Consider the following 25,346-nt stretch of genomic DNA (forward strand, 5'->3'; position numbering starts at 1 on the left):
GCGGGCTGGTCGGGCTGGGTGTGGTCGGTGGCGCCGCACCACCCCCCCCCCCCCCCGCACGGCCGCGAGCACCGAGTGGGTTCGCCACGCCATCCGAGCCGGCGGAGCACGGTGGCGATGTCGTGGGCGACGCCGCACGGATCGGCGTTCGTCTCGTCCCACCCGAAGACCAGACGCGACTGGCCGGCCAGTTCGGCGGCATTGTCGCGCCGACGGTCGCGGAAGGCGACGCCGTCCTGCAGGTGGGTGCGCCCGTCCAGGCGGACCGTCAGCGGGACGCCGACCGTGTCGTAGACGACGTCCTCGTAGAGGATCACGCCGTCGACCCGGACCGGAGCCTGACGACGGGGAGCGGGAAGGCCGTGCGCCTGCTCGACCTCCACCGCATAGAGGTCCTCCAACGCCGACTGCACGCCGTGACGGACCGCGTCGACAGCGCTGCGGAGCGCCCGCACGTACCGACGGGGCCGACGCTCGTCCAGCCGCACCTCGACGTCGACGGGCCGTAGCCGGCCCCCGGTCATCAGAGCGATGAGGGTGCGACGCGCGGATCGTGCGTCGGGCTCCTCGACCGCCAGGTCGATCGCGGTGTCGGCGCGTCCGGTCCGCCGCGGCGTGGTCGGGACGACGAGGTGGTCGAAGGCTCGTGACCGATGGACGACGACTCGGCCCTCCTGTGTGAGGGCCGAGGCGCCGTAGGGCACCGTGAGGTGAACCGGTCCCTCCTGCCGGCGGACCAGGCCCCATTCCTCGGCCGCCGTCCGATGACTCAGGACCGCCGTCGGCCCGCCGTAGAGCAGGGCCGCGACGACGGCCGCGTCCCTGGTGAGCGGTCCGGTCCTGGTGGAGTAGACCCGCGGCAGCGTCCACACCCAGCGCCCGGCGTCGACCTGCGCGGTGATCGCACTCCGCGTGAAGCCGAACTCGGCGAGTTGCGTCGTGTCGACGACACCGTGCTGGATGCGAAGGAGTGCGACCCAGCGGTCCTCGGAGGGGACGGTCGAGGGGATCGGCGGCGAGGGTGCACGTCGGACGGCCACGGCCCCACCCTCCGGCAACCGGGCCGGTGGATGGGGCCGTTTCGTGAAGCTGTGGACAGGTCGTGAGCGGTAAGTGGTGCTCTGGCACCACTTACCGCGCACAGGCAGCGTCAGCTGCAGCGTTCGATGATCAGCTCCCGGACGCGCTTGGCGTCGGCCTGGCCCTTCGTGGCCTTCATGACCGCGCCGACGATCGCGCCGGCGGCCTGGACCTTGCCGCCCTTGATCTTCTCGACGACGTCCGGCTGGGCGGCGAGGGCCTCGTCGACCGCGGCGATGAGGGCCGAGTCGTCCGACACGACCTTCAGACCGCGCTTCTCGACGACCTCGTCCGGCTCGCCCTCGCCGGCCAGCACGCCGTCGACCACCTGGCGGGCCAGCTTGTTGTTGAGGTCGCCGGCGGCCACCAGCGCGATCACGCGGGCGACCTGGGCCGGGGTGATCGGCAGCTCGGCCAGCTCGATGCCGCGGGTGTTGGCCTGCTGGGCCAGGTACGCGACCCACCACGAGCGGGCCTCGCCGGCGGGCGCGCCCTCGGCGACGGTGGCCTCGATGAGCTCGAGCGCCCCGGCGTTGACCAGGTCCCGCAGCTCCTCGTCCGACAGGCCCCAGGCCTCCTGGATGCGCCTGCGGTGCTCCCAGGGCAGCTCGGGCAGCGTGCCGCGCAGCTCCTCGACCCACTCGGCGCTCGGCGCGATCGGCACGAGGTCGGGCTCCGGGAAGTACCGGTAGTCCTCCGAGGTCTCCTTGCGGCGGCCCGGCCGGGTGGTGCCGGACTGCTCCTCGAAGTGCCGGGTCTCCTGGACGATCGCGCCGCCGCCGTCGAGCACGCCGGCCTGCCGCTGCATCTCGTGCCGGACGGCCCGCTCGACCGAGCGCAGCGAGTTGACGTTCTTGGTCTCGGTGCGGGTGCCGAGCACGCCGGAGCCCGCGGGCGAGAGCGACAGGTTCACGTCGCACCGCATGGAGCCCTGGTCCATCCGCACGTCCGAGACGCCGAGGGACTTGATCAGGTCCCGCAGCTGCGTGACGTACGCGCGCGCCACCTCCGGCGCCCGCTCGCCCGTGCCCGGGATCATCTTCGTGACGATCTCGATCAGCGGCACGCCGGCGCGGTTGTAGTCGAGCAGCGAGTACTCCGCACCGTGGATCCGGCCCGCCGCGCCGCCGACGTGCAGCGACTTGCCGGTGTCCTCCTCCATGTGCGCGCGCTCGATGCCCACGCGCACGACCTCGCCGTCCTCCAGCGTGACGTCCATCCAGCCGTCGACGGCGATCGGCTCGTCGTACTGCGAGGTCTGGAAGTTCTTGGGCATGTCCGGGTAGAAGTAGTTCTTCCGCGCGAACCGGCCCCATGGCGCGATCGAGCAGTTGAGCGCCAGCCCGATCCGGATCGCGGCCTCGACCGCGGCCCGGTTGACCACGGGCAGCGAGCCGGGCAGGCCCAGGCAGGTCGGGCAGACCTGGGTGTTGGGCTCGGCGCCGAAATCGGTCGGGCAGCCGCAGAACATCTTCGTGCTGGTCGACAGCTCGACGTGCACCTCGAGCCCGAGCGTGGGCTCGTACTGGGCCACGACGTCGGCGTAGTCCACGAGCGTGGGGGCGGTCATCGGGCAACCTCCGGCACGCGGGCGATCAGCGGCCCGCCCTCGTCGGCGTCGCGCGCGGCCTCGAAGGCGGCGCCGACGCGGTACATCACGGCCTCGCCCAGCGCGGGCGCCATGATCTGCAGGCCGACCGGCAGGCCGTCCTCCTCCGCCAGGCCCGACGGCACCGACATGCCGGCCACGCCGGCGAGGTTGGTCGGGATGGTGGCGAGGTCGTTGAGGTACATCGCCAGCGGGTCGTCGACCTTCTCGCCGATCGGGAAGGCCGTGGTCGGCGCGGTGGGGCTGACCAGCACGTCCGCCTGCTCGAACGCGGCGGCGAAGTCCCGGCTGATCAGCGTGCGAACCTTCTGCGCCTGCCCGTAGTAGGCGTCGTAGTAGCCCGACGACAGCGCGTACGTGCCCAGGATGATCCGGCGCTTGACCTCGGGGCCGAACCCGGCCTCGCGGGTCGCGGCCATGACCTCCTCGGCGGAGGCGCCCTTGTCGACGCGCAGGCCGTAGCGCATGGCGTCGAACCGGGCGAGGTTCGACGACACCTCGCTCGGCAGGATCAGGTAGTACGCCGCCAGCCCGTACTCGAAGTGCGGGCAGGACACCTCGACGACCTCGGCGCCGAGCTTCTCCAGCCGGCGCAGCGCCGCGTCGAACGACGCCCGCACGCCGGGCTGGTAACCCTCCCCGCCCAGCTCGCGGACCACGCCGACCCGCACGCCGGACAGGTCGCCCTGCGCGCCGATCCGCGCGGCCTCGACGACGGCCGGCACCGGCGCGTCGATCGAGGTGGAGTCGAGCGGGTCGTGCCCCGCGACGACCTCGTGCAGCAGCGCGGCGTCGAGCACCGTGCGGGCGCACGGGCCGCCCTGGTCGAGCGAGGACGCGCAGGCCACGAGGCCGTAGCGGGACACCCCGCCGTAGGTCGGCTTGACGCCCACGGTGCCGGTGACGGCCGCGGGCTGGCGGATCGAGCCGCCGGTGTCGGTGCCGATCGCGAGCGGCGCCTCGAACGCGGCCAGCGCGGCCGCGGACCCGCCGCCGGAGCCGCCCGGGATCCGGGAGAGGTCCCACGGGTTGCGGGTGGGCCCGTACGCCGAGTGCTCGGTGGAGGAGCCCATGGCGAACTCGTCCATGTTCGTCTTGCCCAGGATCGTGATCCCGGCGGCGCGCAGCCTCGCGGTGAGAGTGGCGTCGTACGGCGGGCGCCAGCCCTCGAGGATCCGCGAGCCGCAGGTCGTGGGCATGTCGGTGGTGGTGAACACGTCCTTGAGCGCCAGCGGGACGCCGGCCAGCGGGGACGCCGGCGCGGTGCCGGCCTGCACGGCCTCGTCGACCAGCGCGGCGTTGGCCAGTGCGGCCTCGGCCCCGACGTGCAGGAACGCGTGGACCTCGCCGTCGACCTCGGCGATCCGGTCGAGATGGGCCTGCGCGGCCTCGACGGCCGAGACCTCGCCGGAGTGGATCTTCGCCGCCAGGTCCGAGGCGGTCAGCCGGATGAGCTCGCTCACTGCTCCTCCCCCAGGATCCGGGGCACGCGGAAGCGGCCCTCCTCGGCGGCGGGGGCGCACGCGAGCGCCTGCTCCTGGCTCAGCCCGGGACGCCGGACGTCCGGCCGGAACACGTTCTGCAGCGGCACCGCGTGCGACGTCGGCGGGATGTCGTCCGCGGCCACCTCGCCCACGCGGGCGACGGCGCCGAGGATGACGTCGAGCTGGCCGGCGAAGACGTCGAGCTCGGCGTCCGTGACGGCCAGCCGGGCCAGCCGGGCGAGGTGCGCGACCTCGTCCCGGGAGATGGCCCCGGAGTCGGGGGACATGAGGGTTCCTTCGGCGTTGGGCTCAGGGGGTGGACGCGGCGGGTCGGCCGCGTCCCTCGGGCGCGGGGCGCCCGGCCGGGGTCGAGTCTATTCGCGCCGACCGACAGGACGCCGACGGGTTTCGCCCGCGCTGTCAACCCCCTGCGCCTGTCCACGGCCTCCGCGCGTTTGGCAGGATCGACCCACGGCGACGCCCCCGGCCGCGGCGGGTGGGCGCCGTCGTGTCGTGCGGTCGGCCAGAGGGAGGCGTGGCGGAGTGTCGTTCCTGCTCCGGGTGGTCCTGCCGGACAAACCGGGCATCCTGGGCGCGGTCGCCACGGCCCTCGGCGACGCCGGGGCGGACATCCTGGGCGTCGACGTCGTCGAGCGGACGGACGGCCAGGCGGTCGACGACCTGGCCGTCGAGCTGCCGTCGGGGCGCCCGCCGGACGTCCTGATCACCGCGGCCGAGTCGGTGCCCGGCGTGCAGGTGGAGTCCGTGCGGCCCTACAGCGGGCGCCTGGACACCCACCGCGAGCTCGAGCTGGTCGACGCGATCGCGTCGGACCCCGAGCACGGGCTGAAGCGCCTCGCCGAGGAGGTCCCGCGGCTGTTCCGCGCGGGCTGGGCGATCGTCGCCGTGCGCGAGGAGGGCCGCTCCTACCGGCTGGCGGACTCGTCGGCCGCGCCGGAGACGCGGGCGGGCGACCTGCCGTGGCTGCCGCTGGACAAGGCGATGATCGTCGACCCCGAGGTGCACTGGGTGCCCGAGCCGTGGAGTGCGCTCGACACCGAGCTGGCCGCCGCGCCGTTCGGCAGCTCGCTGCCGGCCAAGGCGCTGGTCGTCGGGCGTCCGGGCGGGCCGGCGTTCCGGCCGTCGGAGCTGGCGCGGCTGACCCACCTCGCCGGCATCGTCGCGACGGTCCTCGGGTCCTGACGGCCGTGGACCGGCCCTGGTCGCGCGTCCCGTCGACCGCCGGGAAGGCGCTGCGCCCGTACGTCGTGGGCGCGACGGACGAGATCATCGCCGAGGTCCGCGTGCAGGTGGCGGAGTACGCGCGGCCGTTGAAGGGCAACTTCGGCAACCGGATCACCCAGGGCGTCTCGGTCGCGCTGGACCAGTTCGTCGGGTTGCTGGGCTCGGACACGGATCTGCCGGACACCCGGATCTATGCCGAACTGGGGCGCGTCGAGCACCGCGAGGGTCGCACGCTGGCCGCGCTGCAGAGCGCCTACCAGGTCGGCACGCGCACGGTCTGGCGGGCCGTCGGCGAGAGCCCCGTCGCCCGGGCCCTCCCGCCCGACGTGATCTTCGCGCTGGCCGAGGCGCTGTTCTCCTACGTCGAGCAGCTGTCGGCGGCGTCGGTCGCCGGGTGGGCGCAGGAGGAGGCCATGCAGGCCGGTTCCCTGCAGACCCGGCGCAACGCCCTGGTCGAGGCCCTGGTCGCGCGGCCGCCGGTCGAGGCCGCGGAGATCGAGAAGCTGGCCACGGCCGCGGGCTGGACGGTGCCCGTCCGGCTGGCCGCCCTCGTCGTCGACGGCGCCGTGGAGGTCGCCGCCCGGATCCCCGGCGCGGTCGCGGCCGATCTCGACCCGGCCGGGGTCGCGTTCGTGCCCGCGGTGCGGGAGGGGCTCGACGAGGTGGTACGGGCCGCCCTGCGGGACCGGTCCGCGGTCCTGGGCCCGGTGGTGCCGGCGGCCGAGGCGCACCGCTCGGCGGCGCGGGCGCTGTCCGCGTGGCCGGCGCACGCGGCGGGGCTGCTCGCCCGGGACGGCGACCCGCTCCTGCGCGCCGACACGCACCTCGTCGAGCTGCTGCTCCTCGGGGCTCCCGATCTCGCCGCCGACCTTCGGGACCGGATCACCGGGCCGTTGCAGGACATGCCCTCCGGCGCGGCGGCGCGGGCGCTGGAGACGCTGCGGGCGTGGCTCGACGCCCACGGGGACGTCAGTACCGCGGCCGCGGCCCTGCACGTGCACCCGCAGACGGTGCGCTACCGCCTCTCCAGCCTGCGGGAGATCTACGGCGAGGCGCTGGACGATCCCGCCCAGCGCCTCGAGCTCACGGTCGGCCTGCGCGCCCTCGACGCGAAGCCCTGAGGCCTACGCGGCGAGGCGGGCCGGGGCCGCGCGACGGACGACCCGGCCGATGCGGCTGCGCGGCGCGGGCTTCGGGGCGCCGTAGCGCTCGTGGCCGCCGGGGAACGCCAGCCGGATGATCTTGCGCCAGACCTTCGCGTACTGCTTCGGCAGCGGCCCGGCGTTGTACGGCAGGCCGTAGCGCTCGCAGATGTCCCGGACCTTGGGCGCGATCTCGGCGTAGCGGTTGCTGGGCAGGTCGGGGAAGAGGTGGTGCTCGATCTGGTGCGACAGGTTGCCGGTCATGAGGTGCATGGCCTTGCTACCGGTCAGGTTCGCCGAGCCGAGCATCTGGCGGATGTACCACTGCCCCCGGGTCTCGCCCTCGAGCCGCTCCTCCTCGAACGTCTCGGTGCCGTCCGGGAAGTGCCCGCAGAAGATCACCGCGTGGCTCCAGACGTTGCGCACGGTGTTCGCGGTCAGGTTCGCGACGAGCGTCGACAGCGCGGAGGGGCCGGACAGCAGCGGGAACAGCAGGTAGTCCTTGGCCGCCTGCTTGCCGATCTTCCTGAACGTCGCGGCGATCTGCGGCTTGGCCTCGGCCCAGCTCTTCTCACCGCTGCGGATCCGGTCGGTCTCGACGTCGTACAGCGCGATGCCGTACTCGAAGATCAGCGACAGCCCGACGTTCGTGAGCGGCTGCAGCAGGTGCTTCGGCCGCCACTCCTCCTCGGCCGTGATCCGCATGATCGTGTAGCCGAGGTCGCGGTCCTTGCCGCGGATGTTCGTGAAGGTGTGGTGCTCGTAGTTGTGCGAGCGCTTCCAGAACTCGGCCGGGTCGACGTGGTCCCAGTCCCAGGTCGTCGAGTGGATCTTCGGGTCCCGCATCCAGTCCCACTGGCCGTGGAGGATGTTGTGCCCGAGCTCCATGTTCTCGAGGATCTTCGCGATCGACAGCGCCGCGGTGCCGGCGATCCAGGCCGGCGGGAACTTCGAGAAGAGCAGCAGCCCGCGGCCGCCGAACTCCAGCCCGCGCTGGGCGCGGATCACCGCGTGGATGTAGCGGGCGTCGCGCTCGCCGCGCGAGGCGACGACCTCCTCGCGGATCGCGTCGAGCTCGGCGCCGAGCGCCTCGACCTGCTCGTCGGTGAGGTGGGCGGCGGCGGAGACGTTCTCGGTGGGGGCGTGGGGGTCACGATGGAGCATGCGGTGTTTCTCCAGCTCAGTGGGGGTCGTGAGTGGCAGCTGCTCCTCTAGCGGCAGTTGGCGCTCACGGGTCAGAGGTCGAGGGTGATGTCGCCGGTGGGAGCGGAGACGCACGTCCGGACGGGGCGGCCCGGCTGGTCGGCGGAGTCGATCAGGTCGCCGGACTGCAGGTCGCGGACCGCGCCGGCCTGCAGCTTCCCGACGCAGGTGTGGCAGATGCCCATCCGGCAGCCGTTGGGCAGCAGGGCGCCGGCGGCCTCGCCGGCCAGCAGGACGGGGGTGTCGGGCTCGGCGTCGGCCACGAGACCGCTGGTGGCGAACGTGATCCGACCGCCGGTGCCGGCCGCGCTCCCGACGCGCTTCGGTGCGAACCGCTCGACGTGCAGCAGCTCCGGGTCGCCCGCCCGCTCCCAGTGCTCGGCGAGGGTGTCCAGCAGACCGGCGGGCCCGCAGGCCCACGTCTCGCGGACGGTCCAGTCCGGCACCTCGTCGGCGAGGGCGTCCGGGGTGAGCCGGCCCTCCCCGGCGGTGTGCCGCTCGACGAGCCGCAGCCCGGTGCGCGCGGCGAGCGCGCGCAGCTCAGGGCCGAACACGACGTCGCCGGGCGTGCGGTCGCAGTGCACCAGCACCGCGCCGGACAGCGTGGCCGGGTCGAGCGAGCGCAGCATCCCCATCACCGGCGTGATGCCGCTGCCGGCGGTGACGAACAGCAGCTTCTCCGGCGTGGGCTCGGGGAGCGTGAACTCCCCCGCCGCCGGGCCCAGCCCGACGACGCTGCCCACGGGCGTGCCGTGCGCGAGCCGGCCGGACAGGATCCCGCCGGGCACCGCGGTGACGGCGACCGACAGCAACGGGTCGCCGGGTCGCGAGGTGACCGAGTATGTCCGCCAGTGCCAGACGCCGTCGACCTGCAGACCGATCCCGAGGTACTGGCCGGGCACGTGCCGCGCGAACGGCGTGCCCGGCCGCAGCACGAGCGTGGTGGTGTCGGGGGTCTCGCGCACCACCTTCACCACGCGGGCGCGCGGCGCGGACCGCGACCACATCGGGTTCAGGGTGCCCAGGACGTCGTCGGGCACCAGGGGCGTGATCAGCAGTCCGGCGGCGGCACGGACACGCCGGGCCACGCGGCTGTCCCGAAACCGGCTTGCGGAGCTCATGACCTCAACGGTAGGGATCACGGATCGGTCACGACCACGACCACAACCACGGCGTGCGGCCGGTTTCTGTTGCCCAACCAACAAGCTCGACGGGCAGGGGTGACGACCCGCCCGAGCGGGAACTCCCAGGGTTTCCCCGGCGTTCGGGCGGCTGTCACCGGAACCGGCAGATCGCCCCCTCGTTCGAAGGGGCTCGGCTGCGGGGCCGAGGGGTTCTCAGACCCGGATGGCGAGCGCGGCGCGGACGAGGTCGTCGTTGCCCGTGGCCAGCCAGCCGTCCGGCCGGACCAGGACGTCCTCGAAGCCGATCCGGGTGTCGACGCCCATCCGCAGCGCGTACTCCAGCACCGGCCAGGCGCCGTCCTCCTCGCCGTGCAGCAGCACCGGCACGGGCAGCTGCCCGAGTGCGCGCACGATCCGGACGGCCTCGGCGACGGCGGTCTCCGGGTCCGACACCACGGTCGACTCGGCGAGCACGCGCACGGTCCGCGGCGGCACGCCGCTCTGCCGCAGCGTGACCGCGTCGCCGCTGGTCCACACGCCGAGCTCGACGCCGATGCCCACCGACGCCGCCGCCTTGCAGACCTCGACCCAGCCCTTCTCGTGGACGTTGACCGAGCAGACGTCCGGCTTGCCCAGGCCGAGCCGGCCCCAGCTCAGCACGGCCTCGATGCGCAGGTTCGGATCCGGCTGGATCCACCGGCCCGTGGTCACGCCGATCTCGACGCCCGGCGCCTCCTGGCGGATCAGCGCCACCGCGTCGCCCACGTGCACCGGGTCGATGGTCTCGTGGCCGAGCGGGTCGCGCGGGTGGACGTGCACGGAGCCGACGCCGAGGCGGGCGACCGCGCGGGCGTCCCGGGCGAGGTGCCGGGCGAGGACGGGCAGCGCCGGGTGCGCGTCCTCCGGACGCGAACCGTTCAGAACCGCCTGCAGCACCCTGCCTCCTTCGTCTCCACAAAGAATCCGCGCCGCACCCACGCAGGCAGTGGACGGCGCGACGACCGGTCAGGCCCGTGCGGGGAGCGGAAGCCGCGAGCCTAGTGGGCCCCTCGCGCGGGTCCGCGCGACCGGGCCGGGAGATCCCTCCAACTGCTGACGCGTGTCACGATCCCGACGCGGCCTCGGCGTGTCGGGTGGCCTCCTCCGGGCCGCGGTCCAGCAGGACGCGGAAGCCCTCCTCGTCGAGCACCGGGACGCCGAGCTCGACGGCCTTGTCGAACTTGGAGCCCGGGGCGTCGCCCGCCACGAGGAACGCCGTCTTCTTCGACACCGACCCGGCGGCCCGGCCGCCGCGGGCCATGATCGCCTCCTTGGCCTCGTCCCGGGAGAAGTTCTCCATCGAGCCGGTGATGACGATTGACAGGCCCTCCAGGGTGCGCGGGACGGACTCGTCGACCTCGTCGACCATCTGCACGCCCGCGGCCCGCCACTTCGCGACGACCTCGCGGTGCCAGTCGACGGTGAACCAGTCCCGCACCGCGGCGGCGATCGTGGGACCCACCCCCTCGACGCCCGCGATCGGCGCCAGCGCCGCCGCGACCGCCTTCGCCTGGGCACGCGTGGCCGCCTTCTGCGCCCGCTCCGCCTCGGCGGCGAGCGCCTCGGGATCGGCGTCCTCCGTCGACGCGTCGGCGGCCTCGGTGTCCGGGGCGGCCTCGGGCGTCGCCTCGGTGTCCGGGGCGGCCTCCCCGTCCGGGTCCTCGGCCGCGGACCCGGTCGACGTGATCTCCACCCCGGCCTTCTCGGTCTCCTCCCGCGCCGTGGCCGCGGCCTGCTCGATCGCGTCCATGGAGTGGAACTCGCGGGCCAGCGCCTGCGCGGCGGTGGGTCCGACGTGCCGGATCGACAGCCCGACCAGCACCCGCCACAGCGGCCGGTCCTTCGCCGCCTCCAGGTTCTGCAGCAGCTTGCGGCCGTTGGCCGACAGCGCGCCCGCCTTGGTGCGGAAGAGGTCGACCCGCAGCAGGTCCTCCTCGGTGAGGGCGAAGACGTCCCCCTCGTCGTGCACCACGCCGGACTTCAGCAGGGCGGTGGCGGCCTCGTAGCCCAGGCCCTCGATGTCGAACGACCCGCGGCCGGCCACGTGGAACAGCCGCTCCCGCAGCTGCGCGGGACAGGACCGGGCGTTGGGGCAGCGCTGGTCGACGTCCCCCGCCTTCTGCCGCACCAGCTCGGTGCCGCACTCGGGGCAGTGCGTGGGCATGACGAACGCCCGCTCCTCGCCGGTGCGCACGTCGGTGACCGGGCCCAGCACCTCCGGGATCACGTCGCCCGCCTTGCGGATGACCACGCGGTCGCCGATCAGCACGCCCTTGCGGCGCACCTCGTCCTCGTTGTGCAGGGTGGCCATCGAGACCGTGGACCCCGCGACCAGCACGGGCTCCATGACCGCGAACGGGGTGACCCGCCCGGTGCGCCCGACGTTGACCTGGATGTCGAGGAGCCTCGTGAAGGCCTCCTCCGGCGGGTACTTGTACGCGATCGCCCAGCGCGGCGCGCGGGAGGTGGCGCCGAGGCGGCGCTGGAGGGCCACCTCGTCCACCTTGACGACCACGCCGTCGATCTCGTGCTCGATGTCGTGCCGGTGCTCGCCCCAGTACGCGACGTGCGCCACCACGTCGTCGATCGAGGTGAAGACGGTGGTGCGGGTGGAGACCGGCAGCCCCCAGGCCTGCAGCGCCTGGTAGGAGTGCGACTGGGTGACGGGGGTGAAGCCCTTGCGCCTGCCCAGCCCGTGGCAGATCAGCCGCAGGTTGCGGGACGCGGTGACCCGCGGGTCCTTCTGCCGCAGCGAGCCGGCGGCGGTGTTGCGCGGGTTCGCGAAGGGGGGCTTGCCCGCCTCGACGAGCGCGGCGTTGAGCCGCTGGAAGTCCTCGAGCCGGAAGTACACCTCGCCGCGCACCTCGACGAGCTCGGGCACCGGGAACTCCTCGGTGCCGGTGAGCTTCTCGGGCACCTCCTCGAGGGTGCGCATGTTGAGCGTGATGTCCTCGCCCGTGCGCCCGTCCCCCCGGGTGAGCGCGCGGGTGAGCACCCCGTTCTCGTACAGCAGGTTCACCGCGAGCCCGTCGATCTTCAGCTCGCACAGGTAGTGCAGGTCCGACCCGACCTCGCGGACGGTGCGCTCCGCCCAGCCGCGCAGGTCCTCCTCGCTGAACGCGTTGTCCAGGCTGAGCATGCGCTCGAGGTGGTCGTACGCCGTGAACTCGGTGGAGAACCGGCCGCCCACCTTCTGTGTGGGCGAGTCCGGCGTGCGGAGCTCCGGGAACTCCTCCTCCAGCGCGATCAGCGCGCGCCACAGCTCGTCGAACTGGCCGTCCGAGACCACGGGCGCATCGAGCACGTAGTACCGGAACTGGTGGTCCGCGACCTCGGTGGCCAGGGCGGCGTGCCGCTCCCGCGCGTCGTTGGGAACGGTGCTGGTGGGCGGGCTGTCCGGGCTCACGGGTGGCAGGTTAGTAGGCCCCACCGACACTTCCCGGACGAGCGGGCGCCGTCACCGCGCGGCGGCGGCCCACTCCCGCAGCGCGGCGGCCCGGATCTTGGTGCCGTTGGTGCCCGAGGTGGTCGGCATCGCCTCGATGACGTGCACCGTCTCGGGCACCTTGAACTTGGCCAGCCCGTCGGCGCACCAGGCCCGGAGCCCGGCCGGGTCCGGCGCGCGCCCCTCCTCCGGCACCACGAACCCGACGGCCACCGTCGCGCCCTGCGCGTCCGGCACGCCGACGACCTTCGCGGTGTGCACGTCCGGGTGCGCGGCCAGCCGCACCTCGATCTCCGCGGGGTCGACCAGGAAGCCGTGCAGCCGCAGGGCGTCGCCCATCCGGCAGACGTAGGCGAACACGCCGTCGTCGACGATCGTGCCGAGGTCGCCGGAGTGGAACCAGCCGTCCCGGGTGAACGCGTCGGGGACCTCGGCGCCCAGGTAGGCGTCGACCACGTTGGGCCCGCGGAACTGCAGCTCGCCCTCGTGGCCCGGGGCGAGCACCTCCTCGGTGACCGGGTCGGCCACCCGCACCTCGATGCCGGGATGGACGACGCGCCCGCCGCCGACCCAGCGGGCCGGCTCCGGCTCGTCGTGCGGCCAGTGGGAGGTGAGCGCGAACAGCTCCGAGGAGCCGTAGACGCCCGAGGTCAGGGTGCCGAACCGGTCCCGCGCCCACACGGCGAGCTCGCGGGACCGGCCCTGGAAGTCGGCCACGCCCCACCAGCGCCAGGCCGACAGGTCCCGTTCGTCCTTCCGCCAGGCGTCGGCGAGCCGGAGCACCAGGTCGTCGCCGCCGACGACGTGCGTGACGCGGAGGGACTCCATGTCGTCGAGCACCGCGTCGGCCGAGAACACCGGGGCGAAGACACACACCGCGCCGGCGGCCAAGGCCGCCATCGCGGTCTGGTAGCCGAACACGCCGGACAGCGGGAGCGCGCAGAGCACGTGCTCGCCCTCCGCGATCCCGATCGTGGCGGCGTCCGCGGCCGCGTGGGTGAGCACGCCGGTCGCCGAGTGCGCCGCGAGCTTCGGCATGCCGGTCGAGCCGGAGGTCGTGAACGCCACGGCGAGGCCCGCCGGGTCCGACCCCGGCACGTCGCCCTCGGCCAGGGTGGGCACCCACGCGCCCCCGCCGACGTCGGCGACCGCCGGGTCCGGCACCTCCCGGCCCGGTCCGGCGACGACGGCCACCGGTGGGGCGGGCCCGTCGCCGATCGCCTCCTTCAGCCGGCCGAGCAGGTCGAGGCCGTGGAAGTCGTGGGCCAGGGCGACGAGCGTCGGGCGGGCGCGCTCGAGGACGTGCCGCACCTCCTCGACGTTGTACCGGGTGTTGATCCCGATGACGTGCGCCCCGCGCGCGGCAACGGCGAACTGCCAGGCCAGCGCGTCGCTCCAGTTGGGCATCCACACCGCGACGCAGTCTCCGGCGCCGATCCCGCGGGTGCGCAGCTCCTCGGCGAGCGCGCCGGTGCGGCGCCACAGCTCGCCGCGGGTGACCGGGATCCGCTCGCCCGCCGGGCCCTTGTCCACCACGACGACCGCGTCCGGGTCCCGCCCGGCGATGCGGCCGAGCAGGTCGGGCAGGTCCCGCGGCACCGGGCCGGACTCCGGGAGGGCGGCCACGGGGTGGGGCGCGACGAGCGGCTCGCGCTCCTCCGCGGTCGGGTCGTCCGTCCCGCTCGCGACCTCGCTCATGCCGCCACCTCGCTCCCGAGCCCCGCCAGCCAGCCCGCGAGCACGCCGTCGAAGCCCTCGATCTCCTCCATCGGATAGTGCCCGATCCCGTCGAGCACGGTGCACCGCGCGCCGGGGATCAGCGCGGCCGCGGCCCGCGTACCGGCGGCCGGGACCCACAGGTCGTCGGCGCCGACGACGAGGTGCGCCGGGCAGGTCACCCCGCCGAGGCGCTCGCGCAGGTCGTGCGTGGTCCAGCCGATCAGGTCCGAGTTCGAGACCGCCGGGTCCTCGCGGCGGTGCATGGTCGCGATCAGCTCGGCCCGCTCGGCCGGCACCGACCGCCCGACGACGGCGAGCGTCCCCAGGTAGGTCCGGTCGGTCCGGCTCGGGGCGGCGGCGTCGGACAGCTCGCGGCGCAGCCCCCGCTCGGAGGGCGTGCCGCCGGTCCAGGCGTTCGCCGCCATCGCCACGACGCCCGCGAGCCGGCCCGACGCCCGTGCGGCCAGGTCCAGCGTGATCTTCCCGCCGATCGAGCAGCCGACGACGTACGGGCGCTCCAGCCGCAGGGCGTCGATGAGTTCGAGGCACCAGGCGGCGTAGTCGCCGAGGTCGGTCACCGGGCCGCCGGGCGCGGGCTCCGACCGGCCGTGCCCGGGCAGGTCCGGCACCACGACCCGGAAGCCGCGGGCGGCGAGCGCCGGGGCGACGTGCCGCCACTGCACCCCGCTCTGCCCCGCGGTGTGCAGGCACAGCACGGGCGTGCCGGCGGCCGGGCCGTGCTCCTCGACGAAGGCGAGCGCGCGGCCGATCCCGATGTACCTCATGCGATCCCCCGGGCCGCGTCGACGATCAGGTGCAGGGCCTTCGTCAGGCGCAGGTACTCGTAGCCGTTGCCCCGCATGCCGAACCGGCCGGACATGGCGAAGCGGGTGAACTCGTTGGCCGGCGCGGTGACGAGCTCGGTCCAGGTGAGCTCGTCCGCCTCGACGGTGAACGTGGGGCCCTGCGCCGCGCGGCCGGCCACCTCGATGACCTTGCCGCGGTAGACGCGCAGCTGGACCTCGTGCTCGCCGGCGCGCAGCCCGATCGCCCCGTCCCAGGTGGCGAGCGACTCGGCGAACTCCGGCGCCAGCGCCGCGACGAGCGCCTCGCCCCACGCGACGGTGCCGAAGGCGCGACCGACCTCGTCCGGGCCCGGGCCGGCGGCGTCGACCAGCGCGGAGGTGGTGCCCTCCTGCACGGTGCGCCCCTGCTCGTCGACCAGCCGCATGTGCCGGGTGACCACGCCGCGGTCGCCCGTGCGCGTGCGGCGGCAGCGCACGACCGTCATCTCCAGGTGCACCGTGTCGCCGACGCGCAGCGGGAGCCGGTAGCTCCAGTGCGTGTCGAGCAGCCCGCGGACCGCGGAGCCGTGCAGGCCGAGGGACTGCAGCAGGCCCATCGCGACGGCGAGGCCGAACGGGCCCTGCAGGATGCCGTCCGGGCCCGCGTGCAGCGGGTGGTCGTCGCCCGAGAGCCGGGTGAAGTCCGCGAGGTCCTCGGCCGTGACGGTGCGCGGCGCGCTGGTGAAGCGCTCCCCGACCGTGAACTCCTCGAACCGGCGGCCCGGCCCGGTCCGGGTGTCGGGTCGCAGGACCTGCTCGGTCGTCACGCGGCCCCCTTTCGTCGACGACGGCGTACGAACGAACGTTCTTACACGTTCGACGAAACCACCCTGTCGCCCCCGCCGTCAAGCGCCGGCGCTGCACTAGCCTGGCCGACATGAACGATCGTTCCCCGGCGCTGCTGGTCGCCGACACGGGGCGCGGGAACGAGGCCGCGATCCTCAACGCCGCGCTGGCCGCGTTTGGTGCGCAGGGGTTCAACGGGGCCTCGATGCGCGAGGTCGCGAAGGGCGCCGCCACCAGCCTGTCGAACCTCTACAACTACTTCCCCTCGAAGTCGCACCTGCTCGCCGAGGTGCTGCGGCACGCCAACGCCGAGCTCGAGGCACGGGTCCGCCGGGCGGTCGCCGACGCCGGCGACGACGCCACCTCCCGCATGCGCGAGGCGGTGCGCGCCTACGTCGGGTTCGTGGTGGACCAGCAGCTCGCGATGCTGGTCTCCACCGCCGAGGTGCGGTACCTGCAGGGCGAGGACCGGGCGCGGCTGGTCGCCGACCGCGACCGCACGCAGGCGATCTTCGCCGACATCGTGGAGCAGGGCGTGGCCGGCGGGGAGTTCCGCACGCCGCACGCCGGGGACGCCGCCCGCGCGATCCTGTCGATGGTCAACGCCGTCGCCACCTGGTACCGGCCCGACGGCCGGCTCTCCCGGGGCCAGCTCGCCGAGCAGCACGCCCGGTACGCGCTGGCCCTGCTCGAGGCCCCGCTCCCCCGGGCCTGACCCCCACCCCTTGTCGGCGGGAAAAGCCGGGGCTACGGTAAGAACGATCGTTCGTACCGCCGCCCGTACCCCGCGGGCGACGCACCCGCACCGTGGCGGAGGTTGCCGACATGTCCCCCGACAAACTGGACCGGACGGAGCACACCGCTCCCCCGCGCATGGGAAGGCTCGCCGCGGCCGCGGTCTTCGCCACCACGCTCGAGTGGTTCGACTTCCTGATCTACGCGACGGCCGCCGCGCTCGTGCTCGGCCACCAGTTCTTCCCCTCGGTCAGCCCGGTCGCCGGCACGCTGGCCTCGTTCGCGACGTTCGCCGTCGGCTTCGTGGCGCGGCCGCTCGGCGGCATCATCGCCGGGCACGTGGGCGACCGGTTCGGCCGCAAGCCCCCGCTCGTCGTCGCGATGCTGGTCATGGGCATCGCGACCACCGCGATCGGCGTGCTGCCCGGCTACGCGACCATCGGCGTGTGGGCGCCGGTCCTGCTCGTCGTCGCACGGCTGGTGCAGGGCCTGGGCGTCGGCGCGCAGTGGGGCGGCGCCGCGCTGCTGCTCACCGAGCACGCTCCGGTGGAGCGTCGCGGCTTCTACGGCAGCCTCGTGCAGACCGGCGCGATCTTCGGTGCCGTCGCCGGCAACGTCTTCTTCCTGATCCTCACCGCGGTCCTCACCCCGGAGCAGTTCGACGCATGGGGCTGGCGGGTGCCGTTCCTGTCCGGCCTGCTGCTGGTGCTGATCGGCATCTACGTGCAGCTGAAGATCGAGGACACCCCGGTGTTCCGCGAGCTGCAGCACCGCTCGGCGGAGTCGAAGCGCGAGGCCGGGCTGCGCAAGGCGCCGCTGGTCCAGGCGGTCCGCCGGTACTGGCGGGAGATCCTGCAGGCCGCCGGCGCGTTCTTCGTGGTCAACGCGACCTTCTACATCCTCATCAGCGGCATGCTCGACTACGCGACCAAGACCGTCGGCATGTCCCGCACCTCGATCCTGTGGTGTGTGATGGCCGCCGGGCTGACCCAGGTCGTCACGATGCCGTTCTTCGGCGCGCTCACCGACCGGATGGGCACCCGCAAGAAGCTGTACCTGACCGGCGCCGTGCTGATGGCGCTGTTCGCCTTCCCGATGTTCTGGCTGGTGAACACCGGCTCCGTGCCGCTGGTCTTCCTGGCCCTGCTGATCGGCTTCACGATCCACGCGACCATGTACGGCCCGCAGGCCACGCTGTACGCCGAGATGTTCCCGGCCGACGTCCGGTACTCGGGCGCCTCGCTCGGCTACCAGTTCGCGTCGGTGTTCGCGGGCGGGCTCGCGCCGTTCATCATGGCGGCCCTGCTGGCCGCGACGGGCGCCTCGTGGTCGGTGTCGCTCTACATCATCGCGGGCGCGGCGGTCACCTTCGTCGCCGTCGCGACGATCAAGGAGCGGTTCCGCCGGGACCTCTACGAGACCTCCGACGCCCCGGTCGTCGCGCACGCCTCCTGACCACGACACGAACGGCGCTCTCGCTCAATCCTTGTGAGCAAGAGCGCCGTTCGTTCAGGGGTCAGCGGCCGGCCTGCTCGGTGCCCGGGAGTTCGTCGGGGTCGGCGAAGGCCTTGCCGAGGTCGCGGCTGAGCTCCATCGCCCGGCGCGCCCAGGCCGGGGTCGCGCGGGCCAGGCCGGCGGCCGGGGTCGGGACGGCCAGCTCGGCCAGCCGCGCCCGGTCGAAGCCGAGCCGGTCGGCCAGGTCGAAGGCCCGGCGGGCCAGGGTGGCGGTCTCCAGCGGCTCGCCCGGGTCGCGCACCGGGACCAGGCCGAGGAAGAGCGGCAGACCGGCGTCCCACACCTCGCCGACGGCGTCGAGCGCCGCGGGCACCGCCGTGTCGCCGGAGATCGACGGCCGGGTGCCGTCGATGGCGAGCCCCGCGGCGCCGACGTCGCGCAGCAGCCGTAGCGGCGGGCGGTCGCCGGGCACCCGCACCGTGACCGGCACCCGCAGCGCGGAGATCATGTCCCGCAACGTGTCCTGGGCCTCCGGCTCGGGCACCGCGCGCACCGTGCCGTAGCCCGACGCCGTGGGCAGCGAGCCGGCGAGGACGGCGGCGAGCCGCGGCTCGTCGAGCTGCACCACGACGTGGGCGCCGGTCCGCGCCGCCACCTCCGCGACGTGCGCGCGCAGGCCCTCGGTGAGGCTCACCGCGAACTCCCGCACGGCCCCGTGGTCGGTGAGCACCCGGTGCCCGCTCGCCAGCTCGACCGCGGCCGCGAGCGTCCACGGGCCCACGACCTGGACCTTCACCCAGCCCGGCCGGGTCCGGTCGCAGGCCTCGTCGAGGGCGTCGAGGTCCGAGCGCAGCAGGTCGACGGCCCGGCGATGATCCTTGCCGGGGCGCGCGGTGACCCGCCACGCCGTCGGCACGACCTCCACCGCCAGGTCCACGAGCAGCCCGGCGGCGCGGCCGACGGGATCCGCCCCGACTCCCCGGGCCGGAAGCTCCGGCAGGTGCGTGAGCAGCGGGAACTCCCCCGCGACGGTCTCGGCGGCCTCGCGCGGGTCGGTGCCGGGCAGCGAGCCGACGCCGGTCGCCGCGCCCGCCGGCCAGCGCTCCTTCGGACCCTCCTCCTCGGGCTCCTCCGGGGCCGCGCTCACCTGGATGCGCGGCTCGGGGGCGACCGACTCCCCCGGCTCGACGTCGCCGAGGCCGGCCGCGGCGAGGGCGGCGGCCAGCGGGTCGTCCTCGGGTTCGGACTTCTCCTCGCCCAGGCCGGCGGCGGCGAGGAGGGCGGCCAGCGGATCGTCGGGCGTGCTCACGGGTCCGAGTCTCACACTGCGGCCGGCAGCGTGCCGCGCCGGGCCCGGTTGCGCGGTCCGTGCGGGGAACTGCGGACGGACCGGGGTCCTCAGGCCCTGCCCCGGCACCCCGCCGCGCGCCCATGCTCACCACCGCACGAGCGCCGCTCAGGGTTGGGGGACCTCATGGGCTCACGGACGGGCATCCGGACGAGGCGGCTGCTGGGCGCGGCGACGGCGGTCGTGGCCCTGGCCGGTGGGGCGGTCGCCTGCGCGGCCGGCCCGGCCCCGGCCGCGGGTGCGGCGGAGGCCGCCGCACCTGCCCCCGCACCCCTCGACACGACCTGCACCAACCTGTTGAAGATCGACGCCGTCCCGCCTCCCGCGGGTGATCCGGGGACACCGGACCCGGCCGCCGTGCGGGCGTGGGCGGGCCAGATCCTGCCGTTGCTGGACTCCGCGGTCGCGACGGCACCCCCGGACCTGCGCCCGACGCTCACCACGCTGCAGGGGGTCCTGCGGTCGGCGGCGACCACCGGGACGGCGGCCCCGGCGGACGCGCCCGTCGTCGCGCAGAGCGTGAACGACTACGAGACGTGGGCCTACGAGCACTGCGGCTACCAGCAGGTGCAGGTCACGGCCACGGAGTACCGCCTCGACGGCGTCCCGGCGACGCTGCGGGCCGGTCCGACGGCGGTCCGGCTGGTGAACCGCTCGACCGCGAACCTGTACCACGCGGTGTTGATCGTGCGGCCGAAGGACCAGGCGGTGACAGTGGCGCAGGTCCTCGCCACACCACCGGAGCTGCTGGCGCAGCAGGTCGACGTGGTGCCCGGCGCCGCGACGGCGGGCCCGGGCGAGCAGGGCGGGATGCTGGTCGACCTCCCCGCGGGGCGCTACCTCGTCCTCTGCCCGCTGGGCGACGGCGAGGGGCCGCCGCACCTCATGCGGGGCATGGTCGCCGAGGTCTCCGTGAGCTGAACTATGCGGTCGCGGTGATGGTGGCCGAGCCGAGCACGACGTCGCCCGCCGGGTCGTCCCGGTAGAAGGCGATCGCCTGGCCGGGGGCGACCCCGCGCAGCGGCTCGGCGAGCTCGACCCGCACGCCGTCGCCGACGGGGGTGGCCTCGGCCGGCGCGGTGCCGCCGTGCGCGCGGACCTGGACGGTGCACGCGAAGGGGCCGCCGGGCGCGGTGCCCGAGCACCACACCGGCCGCCGGGCCTCCACGGTCCGGACGCTCAGCGCCGACCCCGGGCCGACGGTCACGGTGCCGCTGACCGGCTCGATCCCGAGGACGTAGCGGGGGCGGCCGTCGGTGGCGGGGCGGTCGACGCCGAGCCCCTTGCGCTGCCCGACGGTGAAGCCGTGCACGCCCGCATGGGCGCCGAGGACCTCGCCGGTCGCCGCGTCGACGATCTCGCCGGGCCGCTCGCCGAGGCGGTCGCGCAGGAAGCCGCGGGTGTCGCCGTCGGGGATGAAGCAGATGTCGTGGCTGTCCGGCTTCGCCGCGGTGCGCAGCCCGAGCCGCGCGGCCTCCTCGCGGATCGCGGGCTTCCCGGTGTCGCCGACCGGGAACATCGCGTGCGCGAGCTGGTCGGCGCGCAGGACCGCGAGCACGTAGGACTGGTCCTTGCCCGCGTCGCTCGCCCGGCGCAGGACGCCGCCCTCGAGGCGGGCGTAGTGACCGGTGCACACGGCGTCGAAGCCCAGGGCGAGGGCCCGGTCCAGCACCGCAGCGAACTTGATCTTCTCGTTGCAGCGCAGGCAGGGGTTGGGCGTCTCGCCGGCGGCGTAGCTCGCCACGAAGTCCTCGACGACGTCCTCGGCGAACTCCTCGGACAGGTCCCAGACGTAGTACGGGATGCCGAGCACGTCGGCGACCCGCGCGGCGTCTGCGGCATCCTCGCGCGAGCAGCAGCCGCGGGAGCCGGAGCGCAGCGCGTCCCGGGTGCGGGAGAGCGCGAGATGGACGCCGACGACCTCGTGCCCGGCGCCCACCGCCCGCGCCGCGGCGACCGAGGAGTCGACGCCGCCGGAGAGCGCGGCCAGGACCCTCATCGGAACGGCCTCACGAGCTGCCGGCGGCTTCCCGCCGGCGCGTGCCGCCCGCGCTGGCCCGGCGGGCCCGCTCGACGACGGGACCGATGACGTCGACGACCGCGGCGACGTCCGCCTCGGTCGTGGTGTGCCCCATGGAGAACCGCAGCGACCCGCGGGCCACGGCCTCGCTCGCGCCCATGGCCAGCAGCACGTGGCTGGGCTGTGCGACGCCCGAGGTGCACGCCGAGCCGGTGGAGCACTCGATGCCGTGCGCGTCGAGCAGCATGAGCAGGCTGTCGCCCTCGCAGCCGGGGAAGCTGAGGTGCGCGTTGCCGGGCAGGCGGGAGGGGCCGCCGTCGATCACGGCCGTGCCCGGGTCGCCGTTGAGCGTGGCGTCGGGGACGACCGTGCGGATCCGGTTCACCAGCTCGTCCCGCAGGCCGGTGAGCACGGCGGCGCGGCGCGGGGCGTCGGCGACCGCCTTCTGGACGGCGGTGGCGAGGCCGAGGACGGCGGGGGTGTCGAGCGTGCCGGAGCGGACGTCGCGTTCCTGGCCGCCGCCGTGCAGCAGCGGGACCGCGCCGACCTCGCGCCCGAGCAGCAGCGCGCCGGCGCCGTAGGGGCCGCCGAGCTTGTGCCCGGTGAGGGTGAGCGCGTCGACGCCGCTGGCCCCGAAGTCGATGGGCAGGATGCCGACGGCCTGCACCGCGTCCGTGTGCATCGGTACGCCGTACTCGTGCGCGACGGCGGCGAGCTCGCGGATCGGGTTGACCGTGCCGACCTCGTTGTTCGCCCACATGACGGAGACCAGCGCGGTGGCCTCGGGCGCCTCCTCGATCGCGGCGCGCAGCACCTCCGGGCGGACGCGGCCCGCGGCGTCGACCGGCAGCAGGACCAGCTCCGCGCCCTCGTGCTCGACGAGCCACTCCGCCGACTCGAGCACGGCGTGGTGCTCGATGGCCGAGACCAGCACCCGCGTGCGGCGGGGATCGGCGGCACGACGGGCCCAGAAGACGCCCTTGACGGCCAGGTTGTCGCTCTCGGTCCCGCCGGTGGTGAACACGACCTCCGACGGCCGGGCGCCGACCGCCGCGGCGATGCCCTCGCGGGACTCCTCGACCTCCCGCCGGGCGCGGCGGCCGGCGGAGTGCAGCGACGACGCGTTCCCGGTGCGCGCCATGGCCTCCGCCATCACGGCGACGGCCTCGGGCACCATCGGCGTGGTCGCCGCGTGGTCCAGGTACGTCACGGCCGGGACCCCGCTCGACGTCGGGCTCCCGTGGCGGGCGCGGTCTCCTGGTCGTTCATCGCCGTTCAGGGTAGACGCCGGACCGCGGTGCGGCCCTCCCACCCGGGTGGCTACCGGGCCGCCGTGACCGCCCGTTCGGCCCGTGCGGCGAGCGTGCGCCGGTCCCCCTCCGGCGGCAGCAGGGGCAGCAGGGTGAGCGTGCAGTCCAGGCGCTCCAGCCGCAGGACCCGCCGCAGCGAGTCCCAGAGGGTCTCGTCGCCCACGAACGCGCCCGCGGTGGTGGGCCTGCCGTCGGGCAGGGCGAGGTCGATGCGGACGGGCCGGACCGGGCAGCCGGCGTCGAGCGCGGCCTGGAACGGGGCCCGCCGGAAGGGGCCCGACGCCGAACCGCACCAGGTCGTGCCCTCGGGGAAGACGCCGACGACCGCGCCGCCGCGCAGCGCCGTCGCGGTCCCGGCGACGATGTCCGGCAGCCCGCGGAGGCCGCCCCGGTCGACGAACAGCGCGCCGGTCCGGCGGGCCATCGGGCCGATCAGCGGCCAATCGGCCACCTCCCGCTTCGCGATCATCCGGACCGGGCCGACGGCGCCGAGCACCACGACGTCGATCCACGACAGGTGGTTGGCGACGACCAGCACGCCGCCCTCGCCGTAGGTGGTGCCGCGGATCCGGAGCCGGACGCCGGCGGCGCGCAGCACGGCCCGGAACAGCCGCGGGTTCGGGCCGACGAGGAGGACCGGCAGGGCGACGAGCAGGAGCGCGACCAGCGTGGTGAGCCGGCGCGCGACGCGGAGGGTGGCCCTCGGGTCTGCGCGGCGGCCGGCGCGGGGGAGACAGTCGGGACCGCAGGGCGAGCAGGGCGCCCAGGCCGGTCGGTCCGCGACGGGCGGGAGACCGGGGTGGGTGGGGTGGAGGGTGCGGAGGGCGGCGGGCGGGAGGGTGGGGAGCTGGTCCGGGGACCGGGTCGTCGATCGCCGGAGGCGCAGGGCCGTGGTCAGCGAGTCCGCGAGCGGTGCGGTGCGTTCGCTCACCACTCGCCCAGGGCGGCGCGCGGTCCGCTCGCTCACCGGTCGCCCAGGAAGAAGCGGAGGTAGCGCTGGTCGGCGTGGTCGAGGCCGAGGAGGACCAGGAAGTCGGCGCAACCGAAGGCGGGGTCGTGGGCCGGCTCCCCGCACACCCAGGCGCCGAGCCGCAGGTAACCGCGCAGCAGCGGCGGCAGCGCGGCGCGGCGGTGCCGGGTGGCGGCCTCCGCGTCCCACGGCTGGTGCGGCGTCACGCGGTACCCGGCCGGCGAGAGGTGCGAGGCGAAGACGGTGTCACGGACCCCGGCGGCCAGCGCGCCGCCGTCGTCGAGGGGGACGCTCGCGCAGCCCGTGAGCCAGCGGTTGCCGGTGAGCAGCATGTACCGCGCGATCCCGGCCCACACCAGCCCGACGACCGCGCCCGCCCGGTGGTCGGGGTGCACGCAGGAGCGCCCCGTCTCGACCAGCTCCGAACGGATCGGGTCGAGGGCGGTGAGGTCGAACTCGCCGTCGGAGTAGAGGCCGCCCGCGGCGCGCGCCCGGCGCGGCGGCAGCATGCGGTAGGTGCCGACGACCTCGCCGGTCGCGTCCTCGCGCACCACGAGGTGGTCGCAGAACTCGTCGAAGCGGTCGGCGTCGAGGCCGGGGCGCAGCGAGTCGAGCCGCGCGCCGAGCTCCCCGGCGAACACCCGGTGGCGGAGCCGCTGGGCGGCCTCGACGTCCTCGGAGTCTGTGGTCAGCAGCAGCGAGTAGCGCGTGGCCGCCGCCTCGGGCGTCCGGACCAGAACCTGTGAAGAGGTCACGGGTGCTTGGTATCGGCCGGGGCCGAACACGCACGCCACCGGCGGCGACCCCGGCGTGAAGGCCCGGTGAACCTCGCCGCGCCCTCACCCCGAAGGGTGAGGTGGTCCCGCGCCGCCGACCAAGATCGAGATATGGGCGCGGGAGGGGCGGTGCGGGGAGCCTCCGGTGCACCGAACCGCCGATCTGAAGTGGCTGAAGCACGTGCGGCGGCGCCCGGCCATGGTGGCAGCAGCGAACAGGCGGCCGGTGCAGAGCGCTGGGCGCCACGCCGACCCGGCCCGGCCTGGTGATCGTCATACGAGTGCGACAGCGGCAATGCACAGAACCCCTCAGTGCAGCGAACCGCTGATCTTGGGGCGGTGAGGGCTGGTACAGCGGCGCTCGGCTGCTCGGGACGGCGATCGAGAAGCGGGCGCGCAGAACGTGGAGACGCCACGACGAGTTCGGCCGCCGGTGATCGTGCTTCGTGGGCGGCAGTGGCAGTGCCCAGCACCCTCAGTGCACCGACCCGCCGATCTTCGGGGCGATCGGAGAGGCGAGCGGCGCAGCGCGCTGGGCGCGCCCACGACGAACCCGACAACCCTCATGATCGTCGGTCGGGTGCAGCAGTGGCAGTGCACAGCATCCTCAGTGCACCGACCCGCCGATCACACGCGGAGAAGGTGGGGCTGACGCGTCGATCATCAGCGGTTCCGTGCTCTCACGGCTGCGCTGCCCCGAAGGGCGGCCGGCGTGAGCGGATGCGCAAGCGGCGGGAGGCGCGCCCGAACCTCACGTGCGGCCCTGACCTCATGTCCCGCCCTGACCTCACGTCCCGGGAGCCGTACCCGGGTCCGGAACGGCGGCGGCCCCGCCCCCGGAGTGACGGGGGCGGGGCCGCGCGACGACCTCTGCGCAGGTCAGTTCTTGCGCTTGGTGACTTCCTCCTGCAGCTGGGGTGCGACCTTGAACAGGTCGCCCACCACGCCGAAGTCGGCGATCTCGAAGATCGGCGCCTCCGGGTCCTTGTTCACCGCGATGATCGTCTTCGA

The 25,346-nt window shown here is 74.7% G+C and carries 21 protein-coding genes and 1 pseudogene; 5 read left to right on the forward strand and 17 right to left on the reverse strand.

Annotated features, from left to right (window positions below; all coding sequences use genetic code 11):
• The 4 genes from AB0B41_RS34910 to gatC form a co-directional block, all read right to left on the reverse strand.
• Positions 1-1,040, reverse strand: a 1,040-nt coding sequence (locus AB0B41_RS34910) for a hypothetical protein (RefSeq protein ID WP_358211045.1), incomplete at its 3' end; no start/stop codon positions are given.
• Between the two features lie 110 nt (positions 1,041-1,150).
• Complete coding sequence (gatB, locus tag AB0B41_RS34915; RefSeq protein WP_358211047.1) at positions 1,151-2,650, reverse strand: Asp-tRNA(Asn)/Glu-tRNA(Gln) amidotransferase subunit GatB; 1,500 nt, start codon at positions 2,648-2,650, stop codon at positions 1,151-1,153.
• A complete protein-coding gene (gene gatA, locus AB0B41_RS34920) occupies positions 2,647-4,152 on the reverse strand; it encodes an Asp-tRNA(Asn)/Glu-tRNA(Gln) amidotransferase subunit GatA (protein WP_358211049.1) in 1,506 nt (501 codons plus the stop codon). Before gatA ends, gatB begins: the two co-directional genes overlap by 4 nt.
• Complete coding sequence (gene gatC / locus AB0B41_RS34925; RefSeq protein ID WP_358211051.1) at positions 4,149-4,460, reverse strand: Asp-tRNA(Asn)/Glu-tRNA(Gln) amidotransferase subunit GatC; 312 nt, start codon at positions 4,458-4,460, stop codon at positions 4,149-4,151. The genes gatA and gatC overlap by 4 nt, the downstream gene beginning before the upstream one ends.
• Positions 4,461-4,716: 256 nt before the next feature.
• Between gatC and AB0B41_RS34930 the strand changes: the two genes are divergently transcribed.
• Together AB0B41_RS34930 and AB0B41_RS34935 are read left to right on the forward strand one after the other, a co-directional pair.
• Complete coding sequence (locus tag AB0B41_RS34930; protein WP_358211053.1) at positions 4,717-5,376, forward strand: ACT domain-containing protein; 660 nt, start codon at positions 4,717-4,719, stop codon at positions 5,374-5,376.
• A 5-nt stretch (positions 5,377-5,381) separates the two neighbouring features.
• On the forward strand, positions 5,382-6,539 hold the full coding sequence (locus AB0B41_RS34935; RefSeq protein ID WP_358211055.1) for a helix-turn-helix domain-containing protein: 1,158 nt from the start codon (positions 5,382-5,384) through the stop codon (positions 6,537-6,539).
• A 3-nt stretch (positions 6,540-6,542) separates the two neighbouring features.
• Here the strand turns inward: AB0B41_RS34935 and AB0B41_RS34940 are convergent, their stop codons facing one another.
• From AB0B41_RS34940 to AB0B41_RS34970, 7 genes are all read right to left on the reverse strand, one after another.
• Entirely contained in the window at positions 6,543-7,724 is a 1,182-nt protein-coding gene (locus AB0B41_RS34940) for an acyl-CoA desaturase (protein WP_358211057.1), read from the reverse strand.
• 71 nt (positions 7,725-7,795) lie between these two features.
• A complete protein-coding gene (locus AB0B41_RS34945) occupies positions 7,796-8,884 on the reverse strand; it encodes a ferredoxin reductase (RefSeq protein ID WP_358211059.1) in 1,089 nt (362 codons plus the stop codon).
• A gap of 216 nt (positions 8,885-9,100) precedes the next feature.
• Positions 9,101-9,823 (reverse strand): 3-keto-5-aminohexanoate cleavage protein, encoded by a 723-nt coding sequence (locus AB0B41_RS34950; RefSeq protein WP_037044851.1) that lies wholly within the window; start codon positions 9,821-9,823, stop codon positions 9,101-9,103.
• 166 nt (positions 9,824-9,989) lie between these two features.
• Complete coding sequence (ligA, locus tag AB0B41_RS34955) at positions 9,990-12,332, reverse strand: NAD-dependent DNA ligase LigA (protein ID WP_358211061.1); 2,343 nt, start codon at positions 12,330-12,332, stop codon at positions 9,990-9,992.
• Between the two features lie 51 nt (positions 12,333-12,383).
• The gene (locus tag AB0B41_RS34960; protein WP_358211063.1) at positions 12,384-14,069 is read right to left on the reverse strand and encodes an AMP-binding protein; all 1,686 of its coding nucleotides are present in this window, start codon (positions 14,067-14,069) and stop codon (positions 12,384-12,386) included.
• Positions 14,066-14,875 carry an alpha/beta hydrolase gene (locus AB0B41_RS34965; RefSeq protein ID WP_358211065.1) on the reverse strand — a complete coding sequence of 270 codons (810 nt, stop codon included), beginning with the start codon at positions 14,873-14,875 and terminating at the stop codon, positions 14,066-14,068. The genes AB0B41_RS34960 and AB0B41_RS34965 overlap by 4 nt, the downstream gene beginning before the upstream one ends.
• Positions 14,872-15,702 (reverse strand): MaoC/PaaZ C-terminal domain-containing protein, encoded by an 831-nt coding sequence (locus AB0B41_RS34970; RefSeq protein WP_358211067.1) that lies wholly within the window; start codon positions 15,700-15,702, stop codon positions 14,872-14,874. Before AB0B41_RS34970 ends, AB0B41_RS34965 begins: the two co-directional genes overlap by 4 nt.
• Before the next feature lie 110 nt (positions 15,703-15,812).
• Here AB0B41_RS34970 and AB0B41_RS34975 point away from each other — a divergent pair, with 110 nt between their 5' ends.
• Both AB0B41_RS34975 and AB0B41_RS34980 read left to right on the forward strand, forming a co-directional pair.
• The gene (locus tag AB0B41_RS34975; RefSeq protein WP_358211069.1) at positions 15,813-16,436 is read left to right on the forward strand and encodes a TetR/AcrR family transcriptional regulator; all 624 of its coding nucleotides are present in this window, start codon (positions 15,813-15,815) and stop codon (positions 16,434-16,436) included.
• 110 nt (positions 16,437-16,546) lie between these two features.
• Entirely contained in the window at positions 16,547-17,911 is a 1,365-nt protein-coding gene (locus tag AB0B41_RS34980) for an MFS transporter (RefSeq protein WP_358211071.1), read from the forward strand.
• Positions 17,912-17,972: 61 nt separating this feature from the next.
• On the opposite strand, the gene AB0B41_RS34985 is transcribed toward AB0B41_RS34980, so the two are convergent.
• Positions 17,973-19,058: a methionine synthase gene (locus AB0B41_RS34985; RefSeq protein WP_358211082.1), complete on the reverse strand. Its 1,086-nt coding sequence runs from the start codon at positions 19,056-19,058 to the stop codon at positions 17,973-17,975.
• A 327-nt stretch (positions 19,059-19,385) separates the two neighbouring features.
• Here AB0B41_RS34985 and AB0B41_RS34990 point away from each other — a divergent pair, with 327 nt between their 5' ends.
• The gene (locus AB0B41_RS34990) at positions 19,386-20,180 is read left to right on the forward strand and encodes a hypothetical protein (RefSeq protein WP_358211073.1); all 795 of its coding nucleotides are present in this window, start codon (positions 19,386-19,388) and stop codon (positions 20,178-20,180) included.
• 1 nt (position 20,181) lies between these two features.
• On the opposite strand, the gene mnmA is transcribed toward AB0B41_RS34990, so the two are convergent.
• From mnmA to AB0B41_RS35015, 5 genes and pseudogenes are all read right to left on the reverse strand, one after another.
• Positions 20,182-21,258: a tRNA 2-thiouridine(34) synthase MnmA gene (mnmA, locus tag AB0B41_RS34995; protein ID WP_358211075.1), complete on the reverse strand. Its 1,077-nt coding sequence runs from the start codon at positions 21,256-21,258 to the stop codon at positions 20,182-20,184.
• A 10-nt stretch (positions 21,259-21,268) separates the two neighbouring features.
• Positions 21,269-22,489 carry a cysteine desulfurase family protein gene (locus AB0B41_RS35000; protein WP_358211077.1) on the reverse strand — a complete coding sequence of 407 codons (1,221 nt, stop codon included), beginning with the start codon at positions 22,487-22,489 and terminating at the stop codon, positions 21,269-21,271.
• A 110-nt stretch (positions 22,490-22,599) separates the two neighbouring features.
• The gene (locus tag AB0B41_RS35005) at positions 22,600-23,520 is read right to left on the reverse strand and encodes a lysophospholipid acyltransferase family protein (RefSeq protein WP_358211078.1); all 921 of its coding nucleotides are present in this window, start codon (positions 23,518-23,520) and stop codon (positions 22,600-22,602) included.
• A gap of 32 nt (positions 23,521-23,552) precedes the next feature.
• Complete coding sequence (locus tag AB0B41_RS35010; RefSeq protein WP_358211080.1) at positions 23,553-24,314, reverse strand: GNAT family N-acyltransferase; 762 nt, start codon at positions 24,312-24,314, stop codon at positions 23,553-23,555.
• 900 nt (positions 24,315-25,214) lie between these two features.
• Positions 25,215-25,346, reverse strand: a pseudogene (locus tag AB0B41_RS35015) (electron transfer flavoprotein subunit alpha/FixB family protein); the annotation flags it as partial.

Origin of the sequence: Pseudonocardia sp. NPDC049154 (assembly GCF_040648315.1) — a bacterium.
Taxonomy (GTDB): domain Bacteria; phylum Actinomycetota; class Actinomycetes; order Mycobacteriales; family Pseudonocardiaceae; genus Pseudonocardia.

Bases quoted from the DNA above. Each gene is read 5' to 3' on its own strand.
- mnmA (WP_358211075.1), bottom strand. From the start codon at position 21,258: ATGAGGGTCCTGGCCGCGCTCTCCGGCGGCGTCGACTCCTCGGTCGCC.
- gatC (WP_358211051.1), bottom strand. From the start codon at position 4,460: ATGTCCCCCGACTCCGGGGCCATCTCCCGGGACGAGGTCGCGCACCTC.
- gatB (WP_358211047.1), bottom strand. From the start codon at position 2,650: ATGACCGCCCCCACGCTCGTGGACTACGCCGACGTCGTGGCCCAGTAC.
- AB0B41_RS34990 (WP_358211073.1), top strand. From the start codon at position 19,386: ATGGGCTCACGGACGGGCATCCGGACGAGGCGGCTGCTGGGCGCGGCG.
- AB0B41_RS34980 (WP_358211071.1), top strand. From the start codon at position 16,547: ATGTCCCCCGACAAACTGGACCGGACGGAGCACACCGCTCCCCCGCGC.
- AB0B41_RS34965 (WP_358211065.1), bottom strand. From the start codon at position 14,875: ATGAGGTACATCGGGATCGGCCGCGCGCTCGCCTTCGTCGAGGAGCAC.
- AB0B41_RS34945 (WP_358211059.1), bottom strand. From the start codon at position 8,884: ATGAGCTCCGCAAGCCGGTTTCGGGACAGCCGCGTGGCCCGGCGTGTC.
- AB0B41_RS34975 (WP_358211069.1), top strand. From the start codon at position 15,813: ATGAACGATCGTTCCCCGGCGCTGCTGGTCGCCGACACGGGGCGCGGG.
- AB0B41_RS34960 (WP_358211063.1), bottom strand. From the start codon at position 14,069: ATGAGCGAGGTCGCGAGCGGGACGGACGACCCGACCGCGGAGGAGCGC.
- AB0B41_RS34940 (WP_358211057.1), bottom strand. From the start codon at position 7,724: ATGCTCCATCGTGACCCCCACGCCCCCACCGAGAACGTCTCCGCCGCC.